The sequence below is a fragment of the Streptomyces sp. NPDC001493 genome, from assembly GCF_053597235.1.
In genome coordinates this window covers 242,836-259,291 of sequence record NZ_JBSFHV010000005.1, presented here as the reverse complement: position 1 = coordinate 259,291, position 16,456 = coordinate 242,836, and the positions used below count along the sequence as shown (strand labels likewise).

General features: G+C 73.0%; 14 protein-coding genes and 1 tRNA gene. 4 read left to right on the top strand and 11 right to left on the bottom strand.

The genetic code is table 11. The annotated features are described in order from the left end of the window. Positions 1-65: 65 nt before the first annotated feature. The 5 genes from thrC to ACWCWD_RS10640 all read right to left on the bottom strand — a co-directional run bounded on the left by thrC (position 66) and on the right by ACWCWD_RS10640 (position 5,714). The gene (gene thrC / locus ACWCWD_RS10660; RefSeq protein WP_450771806.1) at positions 66-1,136 is read right to left on the bottom strand and encodes a threonine synthase; all 1,071 of its coding nucleotides are present in this window, start codon (positions 1,134-1,136) and stop codon (positions 66-68) included. A 6-nt stretch (positions 1,137-1,142) separates the two neighbouring features. Further along, on the bottom strand, positions 1,143-2,444 hold the full coding sequence (locus ACWCWD_RS10655) for a homoserine dehydrogenase (RefSeq protein ID WP_450771804.1): 1,302 nt from the start codon (positions 2,442-2,444) through the stop codon (positions 1,143-1,145). 95 nt (positions 2,445-2,539) lie between these two features. Next, positions 2,540-3,931, bottom strand: coding sequence for a diaminopimelate decarboxylase (gene lysA / locus ACWCWD_RS10650; RefSeq protein WP_450771802.1), 1,392 nt, complete (start codon positions 3,929-3,931; stop codon positions 2,540-2,542). A 21-nt stretch (positions 3,932-3,952) separates the two neighbouring features. After that, entirely contained in the window at positions 3,953-5,083 is a 1,131-nt protein-coding gene (nrtL, locus tag ACWCWD_RS10645; RefSeq protein WP_450771801.1) for an ArgS-related anticodon-binding protein NrtL, read from the bottom strand. Positions 5,084-5,231: 148 nt separating this feature from the next. Then, entirely contained in the window at positions 5,232-5,714 is a 483-nt protein-coding gene (locus tag ACWCWD_RS10640; protein ID WP_450771800.1) for a response regulator, read from the bottom strand. A gap of 133 nt (positions 5,715-5,847) precedes the next feature. Here ACWCWD_RS10640 and ACWCWD_RS10635 point away from each other — a divergent pair. Further along, positions 5,848-5,919 (top strand) — tRNA-Arg (locus ACWCWD_RS10635). Positions 5,920-6,030: 111 nt separating this feature from the next. Here ACWCWD_RS10635 and ACWCWD_RS10630 read toward each other — a convergent pair. From ACWCWD_RS10630 to ACWCWD_RS10620, 3 genes are all read right to left on the bottom strand, one after another. Then, a complete protein-coding gene (locus ACWCWD_RS10630; RefSeq protein WP_450771798.1) occupies positions 6,031-6,465 on the bottom strand; it encodes a VOC family protein in 435 nt (144 codons plus the stop codon). 230 nt (positions 6,466-6,695) lie between these two features. After that, positions 6,696-6,956, bottom strand: a complete 261-nt coding sequence (locus ACWCWD_RS10625) for a hypothetical protein (RefSeq protein ID WP_450771796.1) — start codon at positions 6,954-6,956, stop codon at positions 6,696-6,698. 126 nt (positions 6,957-7,082) lie between these two features. Further along, a complete protein-coding gene (locus ACWCWD_RS10620; protein WP_450771795.1) occupies positions 7,083-7,817 on the bottom strand; it encodes a ScbR family autoregulator-binding transcription factor in 735 nt (244 codons plus the stop codon). A 255-nt stretch (positions 7,818-8,072) separates the two neighbouring features. Here ACWCWD_RS10620 and ACWCWD_RS10615 point away from each other — a divergent pair, with 255 nt between their 5' ends. Beyond that, positions 8,073-9,110 carry a ScbA/BarX family gamma-butyrolactone biosynthesis protein gene (locus ACWCWD_RS10615; RefSeq protein ID WP_450771794.1) on the top strand — a complete coding sequence of 346 codons (1,038 nt, stop codon included), beginning with the start codon at positions 8,073-8,075 and terminating at the stop codon, positions 9,108-9,110. Positions 9,111-9,188: 78 nt separating this feature from the next. Here the strand turns inward: ACWCWD_RS10615 and ACWCWD_RS10610 are convergent, their stop codons facing one another. Continuing rightward, complete coding sequence (locus ACWCWD_RS10610) at positions 9,189-10,481, bottom strand: cytochrome P450 family protein (RefSeq protein ID WP_450771793.1); 1,293 nt, start codon at positions 10,479-10,481, stop codon at positions 9,189-9,191. A 168-nt stretch (positions 10,482-10,649) separates the two neighbouring features. Further along, on the bottom strand, positions 10,650-11,984 hold the full coding sequence (locus tag ACWCWD_RS10605) for a serine hydroxymethyltransferase (RefSeq protein WP_450771792.1): 1,335 nt from the start codon (positions 11,982-11,984) through the stop codon (positions 10,650-10,652). 417 nt (positions 11,985-12,401) lie between these two features. Between ACWCWD_RS10605 and ACWCWD_RS10600 the strand changes: the two genes are divergently transcribed. Further along, complete coding sequence (locus tag ACWCWD_RS10600; protein ID WP_450771791.1) at positions 12,402-13,148, top strand: SAM-dependent methyltransferase; 747 nt, start codon at positions 12,402-12,404, stop codon at positions 13,146-13,148. Between the two features lie 236 nt (positions 13,149-13,384). Beyond that, the gene (locus ACWCWD_RS10595) at positions 13,385-15,166 is read left to right on the top strand and encodes a hypothetical protein (protein ID WP_450771789.1); all 1,782 of its coding nucleotides are present in this window, start codon (positions 13,385-13,387) and stop codon (positions 15,164-15,166) included. Between the two features lie 65 nt (positions 15,167-15,231). Here the strand turns inward: ACWCWD_RS10595 and ku are convergent, their stop codons facing one another. Then, entirely contained in the window at positions 15,232-16,359 is a 1,128-nt protein-coding gene (ku, locus tag ACWCWD_RS10590) for a non-homologous end joining protein Ku (RefSeq protein WP_450771787.1), read from the bottom strand. Between the last annotated feature and the right edge of the window lie 97 nt (positions 16,360-16,456).

The window sequence follows — 16,456 nt, the reverse complement described above, 5'->3', positions numbered from 1 at the left end:
GCCGGGCGGTGCGGTGGCCGTACGGGCGGGGCGGGCAACCCGCCCGGCCCCGAAGGCTCGTGGCCTCAGATCAGGCCGAGCTTCTCCGCCGCGGTGGCGGCGTCGACCGGGACGGTGACGGGCTGCGGTGCGCCCGCGACGGCCCAGTCGGGGTCCTTGAGGCCGTTGCCGGTGACGGTGCAGACGATCCGCTGGCCGGGGTCGACCTTGCCCTCTTCGGCGGCCTTGAGCAGACCGGCGACGGAGGCGGCCGAGGCGGGCTCCACGAAGACGCCCTCCTGTGCGGCCAACAGGCGGTAGGCGGACAGGATCTGACGGTCTGTCACTTCGTCGATGAAGCCACCGGACTCGTCCCGGGCGGCCAGGGCGTAGTTCCAGGAGGCCGGGTTGCCGATCCGGATCGCGGTGGCGATCGTCGCCGGGTCCTTGACGATCTCGCCGCGCACGATGGGCGCGGAACCGGAGGCCTGGAAGCCCCACATCCGCGGCCGGTGGGTGGACACGGCGTCACCGGCGTACTCGGTGTAGCCCTTCCAATAGGCCGTGATGTTGCCCGCGTTGCCAACCGGCAGGACGTGGATGTCCGGGGCGTCGCCGAGCGCGTCGACGATCTCGAACGCGGCGGTCTTCTGGCCCTCGATACGGACCGGGTTGACCGAATTGACCAGCGCCACCGGGTAGTTGTCGGAGAGCGAGCGGGCCAGCGTCAGGCAGTCGTCGAAGTTGCCGTCGACCTGGAGGATCTTGGCGCCGTGCACGAGCGCCTGCCCCATCTTGCCGAGCGCGATCTTGCCGCGCGGTACGAGGACGGCGCAGACCATCCCGGCGCGCACCGCGTACGCGGCGGCGGAGGCGGAGGTGTTGCCGGTGGAGGCGCAGATGACGGCCTGCGCGCCCTCCTCCTTGGCCCGGGTGATGGCCATGGTCATGCCGCGGTCCTTGAACGAACCGGTGGGGTTGGCGCCCTCGACCTTGAGGTGCACCTCGCAGCCCGTGCGCTCGGACAGGACCTGCGCCGGGACGAGCGGAGTGCCGCCCTCACGGAGCGAGACGACCGGCGTCGTGCTCGTGACCGGGAGACGGTCCCGGTACTCCTCGATGATGCCGCGCCACTGGTGGGTGCCCTTGCTGGTCATGGGTCCTTACTCCCCTTCAACACGCATGATGCTGGCGACACCGCGCACGGTGTCGAGCTTGCGCAGCGCTTCGACGGTCGCCGAGAGGGCGGCGTCGGGCGCGCGGTGGGTGACGACGACGAGAGAAGCCTCGCCGCTCGAGTCCTGACGGCCTTGCTGACGAACGGTATCGATCGACACACCCTGCTCGGCGAAGACCGTGGCGACCTGGGCGAGAACGCCCGGTTTGTCGGCGACGTCGAGGCTGATGTGGTAGCGCGTCACGACCTCGCCCATCGGGCTGACGGGCAGGCGCGTGTAGGCGGACTCACCGGGACCGGTGGCACCGTTGAGCTTGTTGCGGCAGACGGCGACGAGGTCGCCGAGGACCGCGGAGGCGGTCGGCGAACCGCCGGCGCCGGGGCCGTAGAACATCAGCTGCCCGGCCGCCTCGGCCTCGACGAAGACCGCGTTGTACGCCTCGCGGACGGAGGCCAGCGGGTGGCTGAGCGGGATCATCGCGGGGTGGACGCGCGCGGTGACCGACTGCCCGTCCGCCGCCCGCTCGCAGATGGCGAGGAGCTTGACGGTGCAGCCCATGCGCCGGGCGGAGGCGATGTCGGCGGCGGTGACCTCGGTGATGCCCTCGCGGTGCACCTCGCCGATCCTCACCCGGGTGTGGAAGGCGATCCCGGCGAGGATCGCGGCCTTCGCGGCGGCGTCGAAGCCCTCGACGTCGGCGGTCGGGTCGGCCTCGGCGTACCCGAGGGCGGTGGCCTCGTCGAGCGCCTCGGAGTAGCCGGCGCCGCTGGTGTCCATCTTGTCGAGGATGAAGTTGGTCGTGCCGTTGACGATGCCGAGCACCCGGTTGACCTTGTCGCCGGCGAGGGACTCGCGCAGCGGGCGGACCAGCGGGATGGCCCCGGCGACGGCGGCCTCGTAGTAGAGGTCGCGGCCGTGCTCCTCGGCGGCGGCGTGCAGGGCCGTGCCGTCCTCGGCGAGGAGCGCCTTGTTGGCGGAGACGACGCTCGCGCCGTGCTCGAAGGCGGTGGTGATGAGGGTGCGGGCGGGCTCGATGCCGCCGATGACCTCGATGACCACATCGATGTCGCCGCGCTTGACCAGGGCCGTGGCGTCGGTGGTGATGAGCGCGGGGTCGATGCCCTCGCGGACCTTCGACGGGCGGCGGACGGCGACGCCGGCGAGCTCGACCGGCGCGCCGATGCGCGCGGCGAGGTCGTCGGCGTGCGTCGTCATGATGCGCGCCACCTCTGAGCCGACCACACCACAGCCCAGCAGCGCCACCTTCAGCGGACGCGTACGCATCATCCGACCTCGTTTCTCCTACATCCGATGTGTGGGACAGTCTCACTCACCGGACGGGCGATTCTGTCACCCGTCCGGATTCTGAGACATCTATTTCATCAGCCGACATCGAGACGCAGGAGATCTTCCTCCGTCTCGCGCCTGACGATGACGCGCGCCTCTCCGTCGCGCACCGCGACGACGGGCGGGCGGAGCGCGTGGTTGTAGTTGCTCGCCATCGAGCGGCAGTACGCCCCGGTGGCCGGTACGGCGATCAGGTCGCCCGGCGCGAGGTCGGCGGGGAGGAACGCGTCCTTCACCACGATGTCGCCGCTCTCGCAGTGCTTGCCGACGACCCGGACCAGCATCGGTTCGGCGTCGGAGCTGCGCGAGACGAGCGCGACGCTGTACTCGGCGTCGTAGAGCGCGGTACGGATGTTGTCGGACATCCCGCCGTCGACGCTGACGTACGTACGGAGCCCTTCGAGCGGCTTGATGGTGCCGACCTCGTACAGGGTGAAGGCGGTGGGGCCGACGATGGCGCGGCCCGGCTCGACGGAGATCCGGGGGGTGGCGAGGCCGGACGCCTCGCACTCGCGGGTGACGATGTCGCCGAGCGCCTTGGCGATCTCGTGCGGCTCGCGCGGGTCGTCGTCGGAGGTGTAGGCGATGCCCAGACCGCCGCCGAGGTCGATCTCGGCGAGCTCGACGCCGTGCTCGTCGCGCACCTCGGCGAGGAGCTGGACCACGCGGCGGGCGGAGACCTCGAAACCGGCCATGTCGAAGATCTGCGAGCCGATGTGCGAGTGGATGCCGGTGAGCTCCAGGCCGTCCAGGGTGAGGGCGCGGCGGACCGCTTCGGCGGCGAGGCCGCCGGCGAGCGCGATGCCGAACTTCTGGTCCTCGTGCGCGGTGGCGATGAACTCGTGGGTGTGCGCCTCCACGCCCACGGTGACCCGGATCTGCACCCGCTGGCGCTTGCCGAGCCGCTGGGCGACGTGGGCGACGCGGGCGATCTCCTGGAAGGAGTCGAGGACGATCCGGCCGACACCGGCCTCGACGGCCCGCTCGATCTCGGCGACCGTCTTGTTGTTGCCGTGGAAGGCGATGCGCTCGGCGGGCATGCCGGCGTCGAGCGCGGTGGTCAGCTCGCCGCCGGAGCAGACGTCGAGGTTGAGCCCCTCCTCGCGGAGCCAGCGCACGATCGCGCGGGAGAGGAACGCCTTGCCCGCGTAGTAGACGTCGGCGTCGGGCCCGAAGGCGTCGGACCAGGCGCGGCAGCGGGCCCGGAAGTCGGCCTCGTCCAGGAAGTACGCCGGGGTGCCGAACTCCTCGGCGAGCCGGGCGACTTCGATGCCGCCGACGGTGAGTGCGCCGTCCGCGTCACGGGTGACGGTGCGCGACCAGACCTTCTCGTCGAGGAGGTTCAGGTCGGCGGGCGGGGCCGCGTAGTGGCCCTCGGGGACGACATCGGCGTGACGGGGTCCGGCGGGGTGGGCGGAACGGCTCATCGTATGGCTCTCTCGGGTCTCTCAAAGGTGTTCGGGCGCGCTGATACCGAGCAGGGACAGGCCGCCGGCCAGCACCGTCCCGGTGGCTTCGGCGAGGGCCGGCCGGGAGCGGTGGGCGGCCGAGGGTTTCTCGTCGCCGGCGGGGAGCGGGGGGCAGGCGTCGTGGAAGTCGAAGAAGGCGTGCGCGACGGCTTCGAGGTGGCGGGCGAGCCGGTCGGGCGCACGGTGCCGGGCGGCGGCGAGGAGGACCGCCGGGTGGTCGGCGAGGAGGGCGGCCAGCGCGAGGGCGGCGGGCTCCCCGAAGGGGGCGGTGTGCAGCGTGGCGGCGTCGTCCCGGGCGCCTTCGCCGTACGCGTCCGGGGTGACCCGGAGGCCGAGGGTGCGGGCGGCCCGGGTGACGGCGCGGGCGCGGGAGTGGGCGTAGCGGACCAGGAAGAGCGGGTTGGCGGCGGTCTGGACGAGCAGTCCGTCGTCGAGCGCGGCCCGGTCGTGTCCGGCGGCCCGCAGCAGCCCCCAGCGGGCGGCGTCGGACCCGAGGCGTACGAGGAGGTCGGCGGCGGGCACCCCGGCGGGCACGGGCCGAATCGTTCCGGCCGTACCGGCCGCACCCGTGTCGGCGCCGGAGTCCCTGCCGACGGCGATCCCGAGGCCGCGCCAGTCGGGGTCGACGGGTCCGGCCGGGACGGTGCGCGGGGCGGCGCCCTGGGACCGCAGCAGGGCGGCGACGGCGTCGGCGGTGACGGCGGCCCGGACCTCGGCCGCGTACGGCAGCAGGGGCGTCTCGCCGCTCAGCGCCGTCCCGTGGCCGTACTCCGCGCCGCGCGCCGCCACCTCGCGTACGAGGGCGGTGCGGGCGGCTCCGTCGGCGGAGGCGTCGAGCGTGAGGTTGAGGAAGCCGGGCCCGGTGATCTCGACCCGGCCGATCCCGGGCTCGGCCGCGATGCGGTCCTTGAGGATGCGGGCGACCTCGTGCGCGGGCAGCGCCGCCGGACGGGCGAGCTGGAGCGCGACGGCGCAGGCGTAGTCGCCGCTGCCGCCGGGGCGCGTCCGCTCCACCCGTACGCGCGCGGGTACGGCCACGCGCAGGGCGTCCTCGTCCACCGCGCGGCGCACGGCGTGCAGCACGGTCCTGGAGAGGTCGGCGGGGGTCACGGGACCAGCCTAGGGGAGGAAGGGGGGCGCTCCGCGACCGCGTTTCGCCATGCGGGCAGCCGCCGGGGCCATGGGCCGGTGTCCGGGGCGGGCGGTGTCCGGGGTCCGGAGCGGGCGGGTCCGGAGCGGGCGGCGTCCGGGCAGGAGCTCAGCGCGCGGCGCTGCCCGCGCGGCCGGCGCCGTAACCGCCGTCCACCGCGGTGGGCTCGTCCGGCAGCGCGAGGCGGCGCACCAGCCGCACCAGCTCACTGGGCTCGAACGGCTTAGCCAGGAACGCCTCCACCCCGGCGGCGACGCCCCGGTCCGCCTCGTTCGGGGTGCAGGCGCTGATGATCGCGACCGGAATGGCGCTGGTACGGGGGTCCTCGCGGAGCCGGGCGGCGGTCCGGGGGCCGTCGAGGCGGGGCATCATGACGTCGAGGGTGATCACATCGGGCCGCACGCGGTGCACGACGTCCAGGCACTCGACACCGTCGGCCGCGGTCACGACCTCGAAGCCCTCAAGCTCCAGGTTGACCCTGATCAGATGCCGGATGACCTTGTTGTCGTCCACAACAAGCACGCGGCCGTACGCCCCTGACACGTTTCGAGAGTAGGTGCGCCCCAGGGGCTGCGTCCGGGTTTTGCCCACTTCCGCCCCCGGGGGCCGCACCGGCCCGGCTCCCCCGCGCGCACGAATCGCCCAGCGCCGCGGAAATACCCGTTCACGGACACCCCTCGGGAGCTGGTAGTGTTTCACCCGTCGCAGAGCAACACAGCGATACGCCCCCGTAGCTCAGGGGATAGAGCATCGGCCTCCGGAGCCGGGTGCGCAGGTTCGAATCCTGCCGGGGGCACTTCCGGACAGAGGGTCCGATCAGCGGAAACGCCGATCGGGCCCTTTCTCGTTGCCCCGTCGCTTCTCGTCGCGCCGCCACTTATCGTCGCGCCGCCGCGGCCCGGGCCGCTCAGTCGAGGCAGAACTCGTTGCCCTCGATGTCCCGCATGTTGATGCAGGACTCGTCGAAGCCGTCGGCCCGCAGGATCCGCACGCACACCGCGCCGAGCGCGACCAGCCGTGCGCACTCCGCTTCGAGTGCGGCCAGCCGCTCGTCGCCCACGAGCCCGGTGCCGGCCCGTACGTCGAGGTGCACCCTGTTCTTGACCGCCTTGCCCTCGGGAACGCGCTGGAAGTACATCCGCGGGCCCACGCCGGTGGGGTCCATGCAGACGAAGGACGCGCCCCGGCGTTCGGGCGGCAGCGAGCGGTCGTACTCCTCCCAGGTGCCGAACCCCTCCGGGGGCGGCGGTACGACGTACCCCAGCACCTCGCACCAGAAACGGGCGACGCGTTCGGGGTCCGCGCAGTCGAAGGTGACCTGGAACTGCCTGATCGCTGCCAAGGGGTCCTCCCGGACGCTCGCCGTTCACCGCTCGCCGTTCACCGGATGCCGCCGTCGCGGTTCACCGGATGCCGCCGTCGCGCTCGTGGCGGCACCGGTGCGGACGCGCGAGCCTGCCACGGGAGCGGCGGGGGCTCAATCGGTTTCCCGTCCGGCCCGCCCGCCGTAGTCCGCCCGCCGTGGCCCGACACCTGCGGCCTGCGGTCGGCGGCGGGCGGCTGCGGGGGGCCTCAGCCCGTCGACTCGTCCGGGGTCGGGTGGTCCGGGTGGACGCCCGCGTTGCGGGCTGCACGCGCGCCCGCGCCGGCCTCGTCGGGGTCGGTCCTGTCGGCGCCGGTGTCGTCCTGCTCCTGGTCCGCCCAGGGCGGCGGGGGGACGTCGAGGGCGTCCTCGCCCTCCTGCACCTGCTGGTCGGGCATGTCGGCGGGTACGGGCGGCGGGCTTCCCGAGGCGCCGGTGTACGCGGGTCCTTCTGGCCTGCGGTCGGTCATCTGCGTTCTCCGTCCGTCGTGCCCATGGTTGCCGGGGCGCGGGTGTGCCGCCACTCCGGGTACCCGGGGCATGCCGGACGAACCCCGCCGGACGCCCAGCGTCGTACGGGGAACGGGACGCCGGGGTCAGGCCGTGCGCGCCGCCGGACGCTCCGCGCCGAAGACGTCCGGCTGTCCGGAATCCACGGGTTCGTGACCCTCGTGACCCTCGTGACCCTCGTGCCCCTCGGCCGAAGCGCGGGCCTCCGCGAAGGCGCGGGCGCCGCGCAGGGGCGAGGTGTCCAGCCGTCCGAGGACGCCGGGGACCGCGATGCTGGGCAGCACCAGGTCGTACAGAAGGGAGATGCGCTCCTCGAAATCGGCCATCTCCGTGGCCGCCTGCGACATCAGCTGGATTCCGGTGAAGGAGCCGACCATCGTCTGGGCGGTCCGCTCGGGATCGACGTGCGGAAGCACCTCACCCTGCCCCTGAGCGGCGATGATCTGCTGGCTGGTCAGCATCGTCCAGTCGTGCCAGGGCTTTCCGAAGAAGCGCTGGTTGCTCTGATCGGCTGCAATGCGCGCGGCACCCCGCAACAGTGGCTCTCTCGGCAGCCGGTGCGCGAGGATCAGCCCCATGTCCACGAAGGACTGCATCTTCAGCGGTTGATCGGGCGGCGGCTCGGTGACCGCATGATCCAGAACGCCTCGCGCCAAGTCTTCCTTGGAGGGGAAGTGGAAGTACAGCGCGCCCTTGGTCACCGCGGCCCGCTCCAGGATCTCCTGGATCGTGGCGGCCTCGTAGCCGCGTTCGGCGAAGACCGCTGCGGCGGCTGTCAGTACTGCGTTGCGCGTCCTGATCGCGCGCTCCTGCCGTGCCATTCGAGATCTCCTGACGATGCGCCTGACGGGGCTCAGTGTCTCCGGCACGTTCCCCTCAAGAAACCGGCTGGTCCGTATTCTATGGCACCGTTCCCGGCGGCCTCCAGTTGAGGCGGCGCCGGCGGCCGTGTGCCCGGCCGCGCTCCCCGCCTTCAACGGCCTTTTCGGTCGGCCTCTTTGAGGACGTGCCGAACTGCTCCGTATTCGCGCTCGACCACAACTGATCACGTGCGCATTCATCCCTGGGGGGAGCACATGCACCACACCGTGAAGCACCACCACACCCCGTCCGTACCCGAGTTCAGGACGGATGGCACCGCCTCGGTCCCGGCGCCCGGAAGGGGCGTACCGGGCACCACCACACCCTCGGTCCGTCCGGCGGACGCCCACCGTGTCCAGCCCGACGACGTGCTGATCCGCGACTACCGCCGGCTCGCCGAGAACAGGTACGCGCTCGACATCGACTGGGCCGGCCGGCACGTCTTCTTCGAACCCGCACTCGGAAGTGTGCACCACCACATGCTGATCGCGCAGACACTGAGACAGATCGGACTCAGCCTCGCACACACCGAGTTCAAGATCAGCTCCGCGCACCAGTTCCTGATGAGCGGGATCTCCTACGCCGCCGATCCGCGCCGGCCGACGGACCTGTCGCCGATCCGCGCGGAGGCGGTCTGCACCTGGACCGGGCGCAACGGTATCCGCATAGCCATCGCCCTGGAGCAGCACGGGTCGGTCTTCGTCCGGAGCGTGTCCGGCTTCTCCTGGGTGTCCGACCGGGTCTACCGGCGGCTGCGCGGCTCGTACCTGACCGCGCGGCCCGGGGCCGGGCCGGCGCCCGCCGGTGCGGCGCGGGCCGGGCGGCGGGCGGCGGACGAGGTGGTGCTCGGCGCTTCCGGCGACGCGCACCGCTGGGAGTTGATCGCCGACACCGGGAATCCGGCGCTGATGGACCACCCGGTCGACCATGTGCCGGGGCTCGTGGCCATGGAGGCGAGCCAGCAGGCCGCGTACGCGGTCGTCGCGGGTGCGGGTGACCGGTCGTGGTGCCCGCTCACCACCGACATGCGTACGTCCCGGTACATCGAGTTCGACGCGCCGTGCTGGATCGACGCCCGCGAAGTTCCGCTGCCGGAGACGCCCTTGGGCGGCGCTCCGGACGCGGGGGGCTCCCCGGACGCGGGCCGTGCTCCGGACAGGATCGCGGTGGAGGTGACCGGGACGCAGCGCGGGAGGGTCGCGTTCCGCAGCCTGGTGGAAGGGCTGGCCGCGCCCGTCGCCGTAGCGGAGTGACGGGCGGATGAGGTCCCGGGGCCGGTGGCGGACGGGCGGGGCCCGTGTCCGTACGCCACCGGCTTCCGGGGCCGCTCGTCAGGCCCGCGGGCTCCCGTGCCGCAGGACGGGGAGTTCCTGGTGGCCGTTGGAGATGAAGGACTTCACCGGACGCAGCGAGGACGACGGGACGGCCAGAGCCAGTTCGGGGAACCTGGCGAAGAGCGCGGAGAGGGCCGTGACGCCCTCCATCCGGGCGAGGGGCGCTCCGAGGCAGTGGTGGACGCCGTGTCCGAAGGCGAGATGGTCGCGGCGGGTCGCCCGGGTGAGGTCGAACCGGTCGGCGTCCGGTCCGTGCAGGCCCTCGTCGCGGCCCGCGCCGGCGACGGCCATGACGAGGGCGTCGCCCTTGGGGACGACCACGTCGCCGAGGTCGATGTCCTCGACGGCGTACCGGAGCATGAGGTTGGCCGCCGCCGGTTCCCAGCGCAGGGTCTCCTCGATCGCGTCGGCCCACGCGGCCTTGCCGGTGCGGATCAGTTCGAGCTGGTCGGGGTGGGTGAGCAGGGCGTGCACGGCGTGGTCGATCAGGTTGATGGTGGTCTCGTACCCGGCCGACAGGAAGTGGACGAGGGTGTCGAGCAGTTCCTGGTCGTCCAGGGGGTCCGGCGCGCCCGAGGCGAGTCCGTCGCGCTGGATGGCGACCAGGGCGCTGGTGAGGTCGTCGCCGGGGGTCTCCCGCTTGAGGGCGACGAGTTCGTGGAGGATGCCGTACAGCTCCCCGGCGTGGGCGCGTACTTCCTCGGCCGGGGTCGCGGTGCTGAACAGGGCGTCGAAGAGGGTGCAGAGCCGGTCGCGGCTGCTCAGCGGTACGCCGAACAGCTCGCAGATCACGCGGGCGGGCAGCGGTCCGGCGTACCGGGCGCGCAGGTCGACCGGTTCGCCCGCGGGCAACGCCTCGATCTCGTCGAGCAGTTCCTCGGTGATGCGGGTGACGACGGGGGCCAGGGCCTTGGTCCGGTGGGCCGTGAAGGCGCCGGAGACGAGCTTGCGCAGGCGGGTGTGGGCGGGGCCGTACGCCGTGAACATGCTGCGTATGGAGACCCACAGGGCCAGCGACCAGTCGGGCCCGACCTCGCCGTCGATCCAGGCGGGCCAGTGCTGGGCGGCGTCCTTGGAGACGTCCGGGGAGGTGAGCAGCCGGGTGATGACGGCCGGGTCGGCGACGGCCCAGGCGGGGACGCCTTCCGGCAGCTCGATCCGGGTGGCCGATCCGCCGGCGCGGATCCGGGCGGCCTCGCCCTGGATGTCCGTACCGGAGGGGTCGAGCCGGAACGGGCAGCGCGCGGCGGGCTCGGAGGGAGCGGTGTCGGCGGCGGGGGTCGTGTGCATGATGTGTCTCTTTTCTGGACGGCTCGTGCCTGCGAGGACATTGGCCGCAGAGACGGTTCTTCGGCAAGCGGAGGGGCGAACCGATTTTCCGGCCGGTGGCGCGGAGGCGGTACGGGGACCGGGACGGAAGGCCGCCCCGTGTCCCGTACCGCCGCCGCGCACGGCGGGTCAGGCGAGCGGCAGGCCCGGTGCCGGATGGGCGTCCATCAGCTCCTTGACCTCGCCGCGGACCCGGGCGATCACCGTCTCGTCGCCGGTGCGTGCCGCGTCGACCACGGTGTCGATCCAGGCCGCCACGTCCGCCATGGCGGAGGCCGGGACGCCGCGCGAGGTGAGCGCGGGGGTGCCGATGCGGAGGCCGGACGGGTCGAAGGGCTTGCGGGTGTCGTACGGCACGGAGTTGTGGTTCACCACGATGCCCGCGCGGTCCAGGGCCTTGGCCGCGACCTTGCCGGACACGTCCTTGCCGGTGAGGTCGACGAGCAGCAGGTGGTTGTCGGTGCCGCCGGAGACGAGGTCGAAGCCCCGCCCGGCCAGTTCCTCGCCGAGGAGCCGGGCGTTGGCGACCACTTGGTGGGCGTAGCCGGAGAAGTCCGGCCGCGCGGCCTCGCCGAGCGCGACCGCGATGGCGGCGGTGGTCTGGTTGTGCGGACCGCCCTGGAGCCCCGGGAAGACCGCCCGGTCGAGGGCGCGCGCGTGCTCGGCCGTGCTGAGCAGCATCGCGCCGCGCGGCCCGCGCAGCGTCTTGTGGGTGGTGGTGGAGACGACGTCGGCGTACGAGGCCGGCGAGGGGTGCGCCCCGCCGGCGATCAGCCCGGCGATGTGGGCGATGTCGGCGACCAGCACCGCACCGGTCTCGCGGGCGATCTCGGCGAAGCCCGCGAAGTCGATGGTGCGGGGCACGGCCGTACCGCCGCAGAAGATCACCTTGGGGCGTTCGGCGAGGGCCAGGTCGCGCACCTCGTCCAGGTCGATCCGCCCGGTGTCGCGGCGCACGCCGTAGCCCACGCCCCGGAACCAGGTGCCGGTGGCGGAGACGCCCCAGCCGTGGGTGAGGTGGCCGCCCATCGGCAGGCCCATGCCGAGGACGGTGTCGCCGGGGGCGCAGAACGCGAGGTAGACGGCGAGGTTGGCCGGGGAGCCCGAGTACGGCTGCACATTGGCGTGTTCCATGCCGAAGAGGGCCTTGGCGCGTTCGACGGCCAGCCTCTCGACCTGGTCGATCACCTGCTGGCCCTCGTAGTAGCGGCGGCCGGGGTAGCCCTCGGAGTACTTGTTCTGGAGGACGGTGCCGGACGCCTCCAGCACCGCGGCCGAAACGTAGTTCTCGCTGGCGATCATCCGCAGGGTGTCGGCCTGGAGCCGCTCCTCCGCGTCGATCAGCCCTGCGAGTACGGGATCGGTGGCGGCGAGCGCCGGACGGGCGGCGGAGGGCGCCGGGGCGGCCGCCCCTGCGGACGGCGGTGCGGATGCGGGTACGGATGCGAGTGCGGGTACGGTCACGAGACTCTCCCGGGTCGGCCGCGTCGTGCGGCATGGACCCGGATACCCAGGCGGACGGCCTCCGGCGGTGGTCCTCCGGACGGGCCGGAGCGCGCCGCTCCCTCGTGGTCGTTTCCACGCAACGCCCCGTGGGGCGCACGCCAGTCGCGGCACCCAGGACGTTACCGGCTCCGGGCGGAGCGCGCGCGGGAAAACACGGACGGCACGGGATTGGCGCGGGGCTGGGGCGGGGGCGGCACGAGGTCGGCGTGGGGGCGACACGGGACCGGCGCGGGGGTCGAAATCCGGTGGACACGCGGCGCGTGCGGCCCGTAGGACTGTCCCGCCCGGACGGCCCGCCGCCTCCGTACCCGTGACCCGTTCCACCCGGCAAGGCCGCCTCCGTACCCACTCCGCCCGAGAAGAGAGGAGCCGCCCGTGGACCTTCCCCGCATCTTCACCATCCGCGAGAGCAGCCACCGCATCCACAACCCGTTCACGGCCGACAAGTTGGCGGCCCTGGGCCGGTCCCTGCGCCTGGAGCCGGGGACCCGCGCACTCGATCTCGCCAGTGGTAGCGGCGAGTTGCTGTGCACCTGGGCGCGCGACCACGGGATCACCGGTACGGGCGTCGACATCAGCACCGTGTTCACCGCCGGGGCACGCGCCCGTGCGGCGGAACTCGGGGTGGCGGACCGGGTGGAGTTCGTGCACGGCGACGCCTCCGGGCATGTCGCGGACGGGCCCGTCGACCTCGCCGCCTGCGTCGGGGCGACCTGGATCGGCGGGGGTCTGGACGGGACGGTGGAGCTGCTGGCCCGCAGCCTGCGGCCGGGCGGCCTGATGCTGATCGGCGAGCCGTTCTGGCGCCGGGACCCCCCGGACCAGGAGACCGTCGAGGGCTGCCACGCGAGCGGTCCGGCCGACTTCCTGGCGCTGCCCGGGCTGCTCGGGCGGTTCGGCGATCTCGGGTACGACGTCGTGGAGATGGTGCTGGCTGACCAGGACAGCTGGGACAGGTACCGGGCGGCGCAGTGGCTCAACCTCCGTAGCTGGCTGGACCGGAACCCGGACGACGAACTGGCCGCCGGGGTACGCGCGGAGCTCACCACCGACCCCGTGCGCTACGCCCGGTACGAGCGCGAGTACCTCGGCTGGGGGGTGTTCGCCCTGATGAAGCGCTGACGCGGCGCCGCCGCCGCGCGGTTGACGGGTTCGCCGGGGGCTGGGCAGCCGGGCTGGGCGGCGGCGCCCGGACCGTGGCGAACCGTCCGGTTCGTGCGTGGATGAGGCAGAAAGGGGAAAGAGAAGGGGTGACTGGAAGGGCTCGACGGTGGGGGGACCGTATGGAGTCGGACGAGGGACGCGCACACCCGTACGAAGGCGCTCCGGGGCCGGATCCGGGATCGGGATCGGGGCCAATGCCCGCCCGGGGCTCCGGACCAAACGGGCCGGGTGGGCCGGGCGGACCGGGTGGGCCGGGCGGACCGGGTGGGCCGGGCGGACTGGGCGGGCCGGGCGGACCGGTGGACGCACCGCCGCCTCCGCCGGGGCCGCCGCCCGTACCGCCGCCCCCACCGCTGCCTCCCTCGCCCCCGCCGCTGCCGCCGTTCGCCGCGCAGCCGCCGCCGGCCGGGCCCGTCGGGCCTCCCCCGCCGGGTGCCGGGCTGCGTGCCGCGGCGGCCGGGCTGCTCAGCCTCAGCGGCCTCGGGCTCGGTCATCTCCTCACCCGCCGCTGGATCCGCGCCGCCCTCTGCCTCGCCGCCACGGGTCTGCTGCTGCTCGCGGTCCTGCCCGCCGAGCCCGAGGGGGTGTCGGGCGGCGTACTCGTCGCCTACCTCGCCGTACTCGTCGTGGCCGCCGCCGACGCGGCGAGGATCGCGCGGCGCACGGCGGTCGCCGGCTCGTGGCGGCCGGTGGTGGCCGCCGTGCTCGGACTGGTGCTGCTGGCCGTGCCGGTGGGCGGGGCGGCGCTCTACGGCTCCGCGCGCGACGAGGCCGTGCAGGAGATGCTGCTCGACCGGCTGGAGACCGCCGACCGGACGGTCGCCGCGGCGGAGGGTCAGTCCTTCACCACGGCGAAGGCGGGGTACACCTCGGCGTACGCCGTCTACCGCGACCTCGGCCGGAAGCACCCGGACTCGCGTGCCGGAAAGCTGGTGCCCGACCGGCTGAAGTCCTTCTACGCGGCGGTCTCCGCCCCGTACACCGAGAAGGACTTCTGCGGGGCGCTGGAGCCGCTGCGCTATCTGCGCACCTTGCCGAAGGGCCCGGACACCGAACTGCTGGGCAGCCTCGCGCAGTCGCCCGACGAGCCGCTGTCCGAGTCCCTGTACGCGTGCGGGCTCTCCGAGCTCGGCTCGTACGACGCGGACGTCGCCTCCGCCTCCAAGGGGGCCGAACTCGCGGAGCTCCAGCGGACGTTCCCGGATTCGGCCGCCGCCGCGAAGGTGGCTCCGGCCGTCGACGCCCGGATCGCCGAGGAGGCCGGGAAGCTGGGCGGCGCGGAGCCGTGCGCGGTGACGGAGACCCTGCGCAGCATGAGCGCGACCGTCGGCGCCCTGACCGGGGACGACCTCAAGGCCTCGGCCGCCCGCGCGGACCGGGGCGTCCGGGACGGGGTGTACGCCTGCGGGGTGGACCAGTTCACGGAGAAGAAGTTCGGCGAGGCGCGCTCCACGCTGACCGGCTTCGCCGACACGTACGAGGACGACGGGCGGCGCGGGCAGGCGCGGAACATCTCGATAGCCGCCGAGATCGCCGAGAGCCGTCCCGCCGCCGGGGAGAAGCTGCCCCCGGCGAAGCGTCCGGGCGGCGCCACGATGGAGCTCGTCATCAGCAACGACGCGCCCAACGAGGTGGAGGTCCTCTACACCGGGCCGGTCACCGGCACCGTCACCCTGAAGGCGTGCGGGAGTTGCGGGCGGTACGACAGCACGGCCGCGGGGAACCAGCAGGCCTGCAGGGCGAGCGGGAAGAGCTACCCGAAGGCGCGGCTGCGACTGCCCGCCGGCGACTACCACTTCCTGTACAAGCACGGGACCGGGGCGAGCGCGGCCGTGGACAGCTACGCGGACGGTTCGACGATCGAGCCCGGGTACACCTACACCTCGTGCACGTACGTCGTCGAGCAGGACGACCCCTTCGGACTGGACCCGCCCTCGCTGGACCTGCCGTCGATCGACCCGTCGGACATCGCCTGACCGGCCCGGGGCACACGTCCACGGGAGTACGGCCAAGTGAGTACGGCCAAGGGCGCTCCGGGCGCTCAGGCGGAGGAACGTGAAGTCCGCCTGCCCGAAGCGCTCTTGTCCGCCGCCGTCTTCTTCGTCGCCGTCTTCTTCGTCGCCGATGTGGCCGTCTTCTTCGTCGCGGCCGTCTTCGTCCCCGCCCTGCCTCCGGACGCCTTCTTCGCGGGAGCCTTCTTCGCCGCCGGTTTCCGTGCCGTCCCCTTGGCGGTGGACTTCTTCGCCCCGGTCTCCTTGGGCTGCGACCTGCCGGAGTCCGGTCCGGCCGAGCGGGAGACGTTCTTGCCGGTCGGCGTGCGACGGGTGGTCCGCCCGATGTGGTGGACGTCGGCCACCTCGCCGTCCTCCCCGTCGCCCTCGCCCTCCCCGTCCCGCCTCGACTCCTTGGCGGCGCGGACGCTCTTCTCCAGGGCGGCGACCAGGTCGATGACCTTGCCGCCGGTGTCCTCCTCCCGGGCGGGTTCCAGCGGCTCGCCCGCGGCCTTGGCGGCGACCAGCTCCTCCACCGCCTCGCGGTAGTCGTCGTGGAGCGTGTCCAGGTCCACCCCGCCGAGGGTGTCCATCAGAGCGTCGGCCAGGTCGAGTTCGGCGTCGCGCACCTTGGTCGCGGTGTCGGGTACGACGTCCTCGGGCGATCGCAGCTCGTCCGGCCACAGGAGTCCGTGCATCACGATCACGTCCTCGGCCACCCGCAGCATCCCGAGCCGTTCCCGCCCCCGCAGGGCGAACTTGGCCACGGCCACCTTCTCGCTGCGCTTCAGCGCCTCCCGCAGCAGGATGTAGGGCTTCGCCGCCGGGACGCCGTTCGCGGAGAGGTAGTAGGCGGTGTCCATCTGGAGCGGGTCGATCAGGGTGGCCGGGACGAAGCCGAGGATCTCGATCGTCTTGTTCGTGGGGAGCGGGAGCGAGGCGAGGTCCTCGTCGGTGATCGGGATGAGGGTGCCGTCCGCGTCCTCGTACGCCTTGCCGGTCTCGGCGGAGGTCACCTCCTCCTCGTCGACCTCGCAGACCTTGCGGTAGCGGATGCGGCCGCCGTCGGTGAGATGGACCTGACGGAAGGAGACGGAGTGGTTCTCGGTGGCGTTCATCAGTTTGACCGGAATGCTGACCAGCCCGAACGAGATCGCGCCGTTCCAGATGGACCTCATGGAGCTCACTCTCGACCCCTTCCGACGACCACGCCCGGCGACTTCGAACGGCCACGCCCGGCGGTCTCGGCCATTCCTCCGCATTGAGCACACTTAG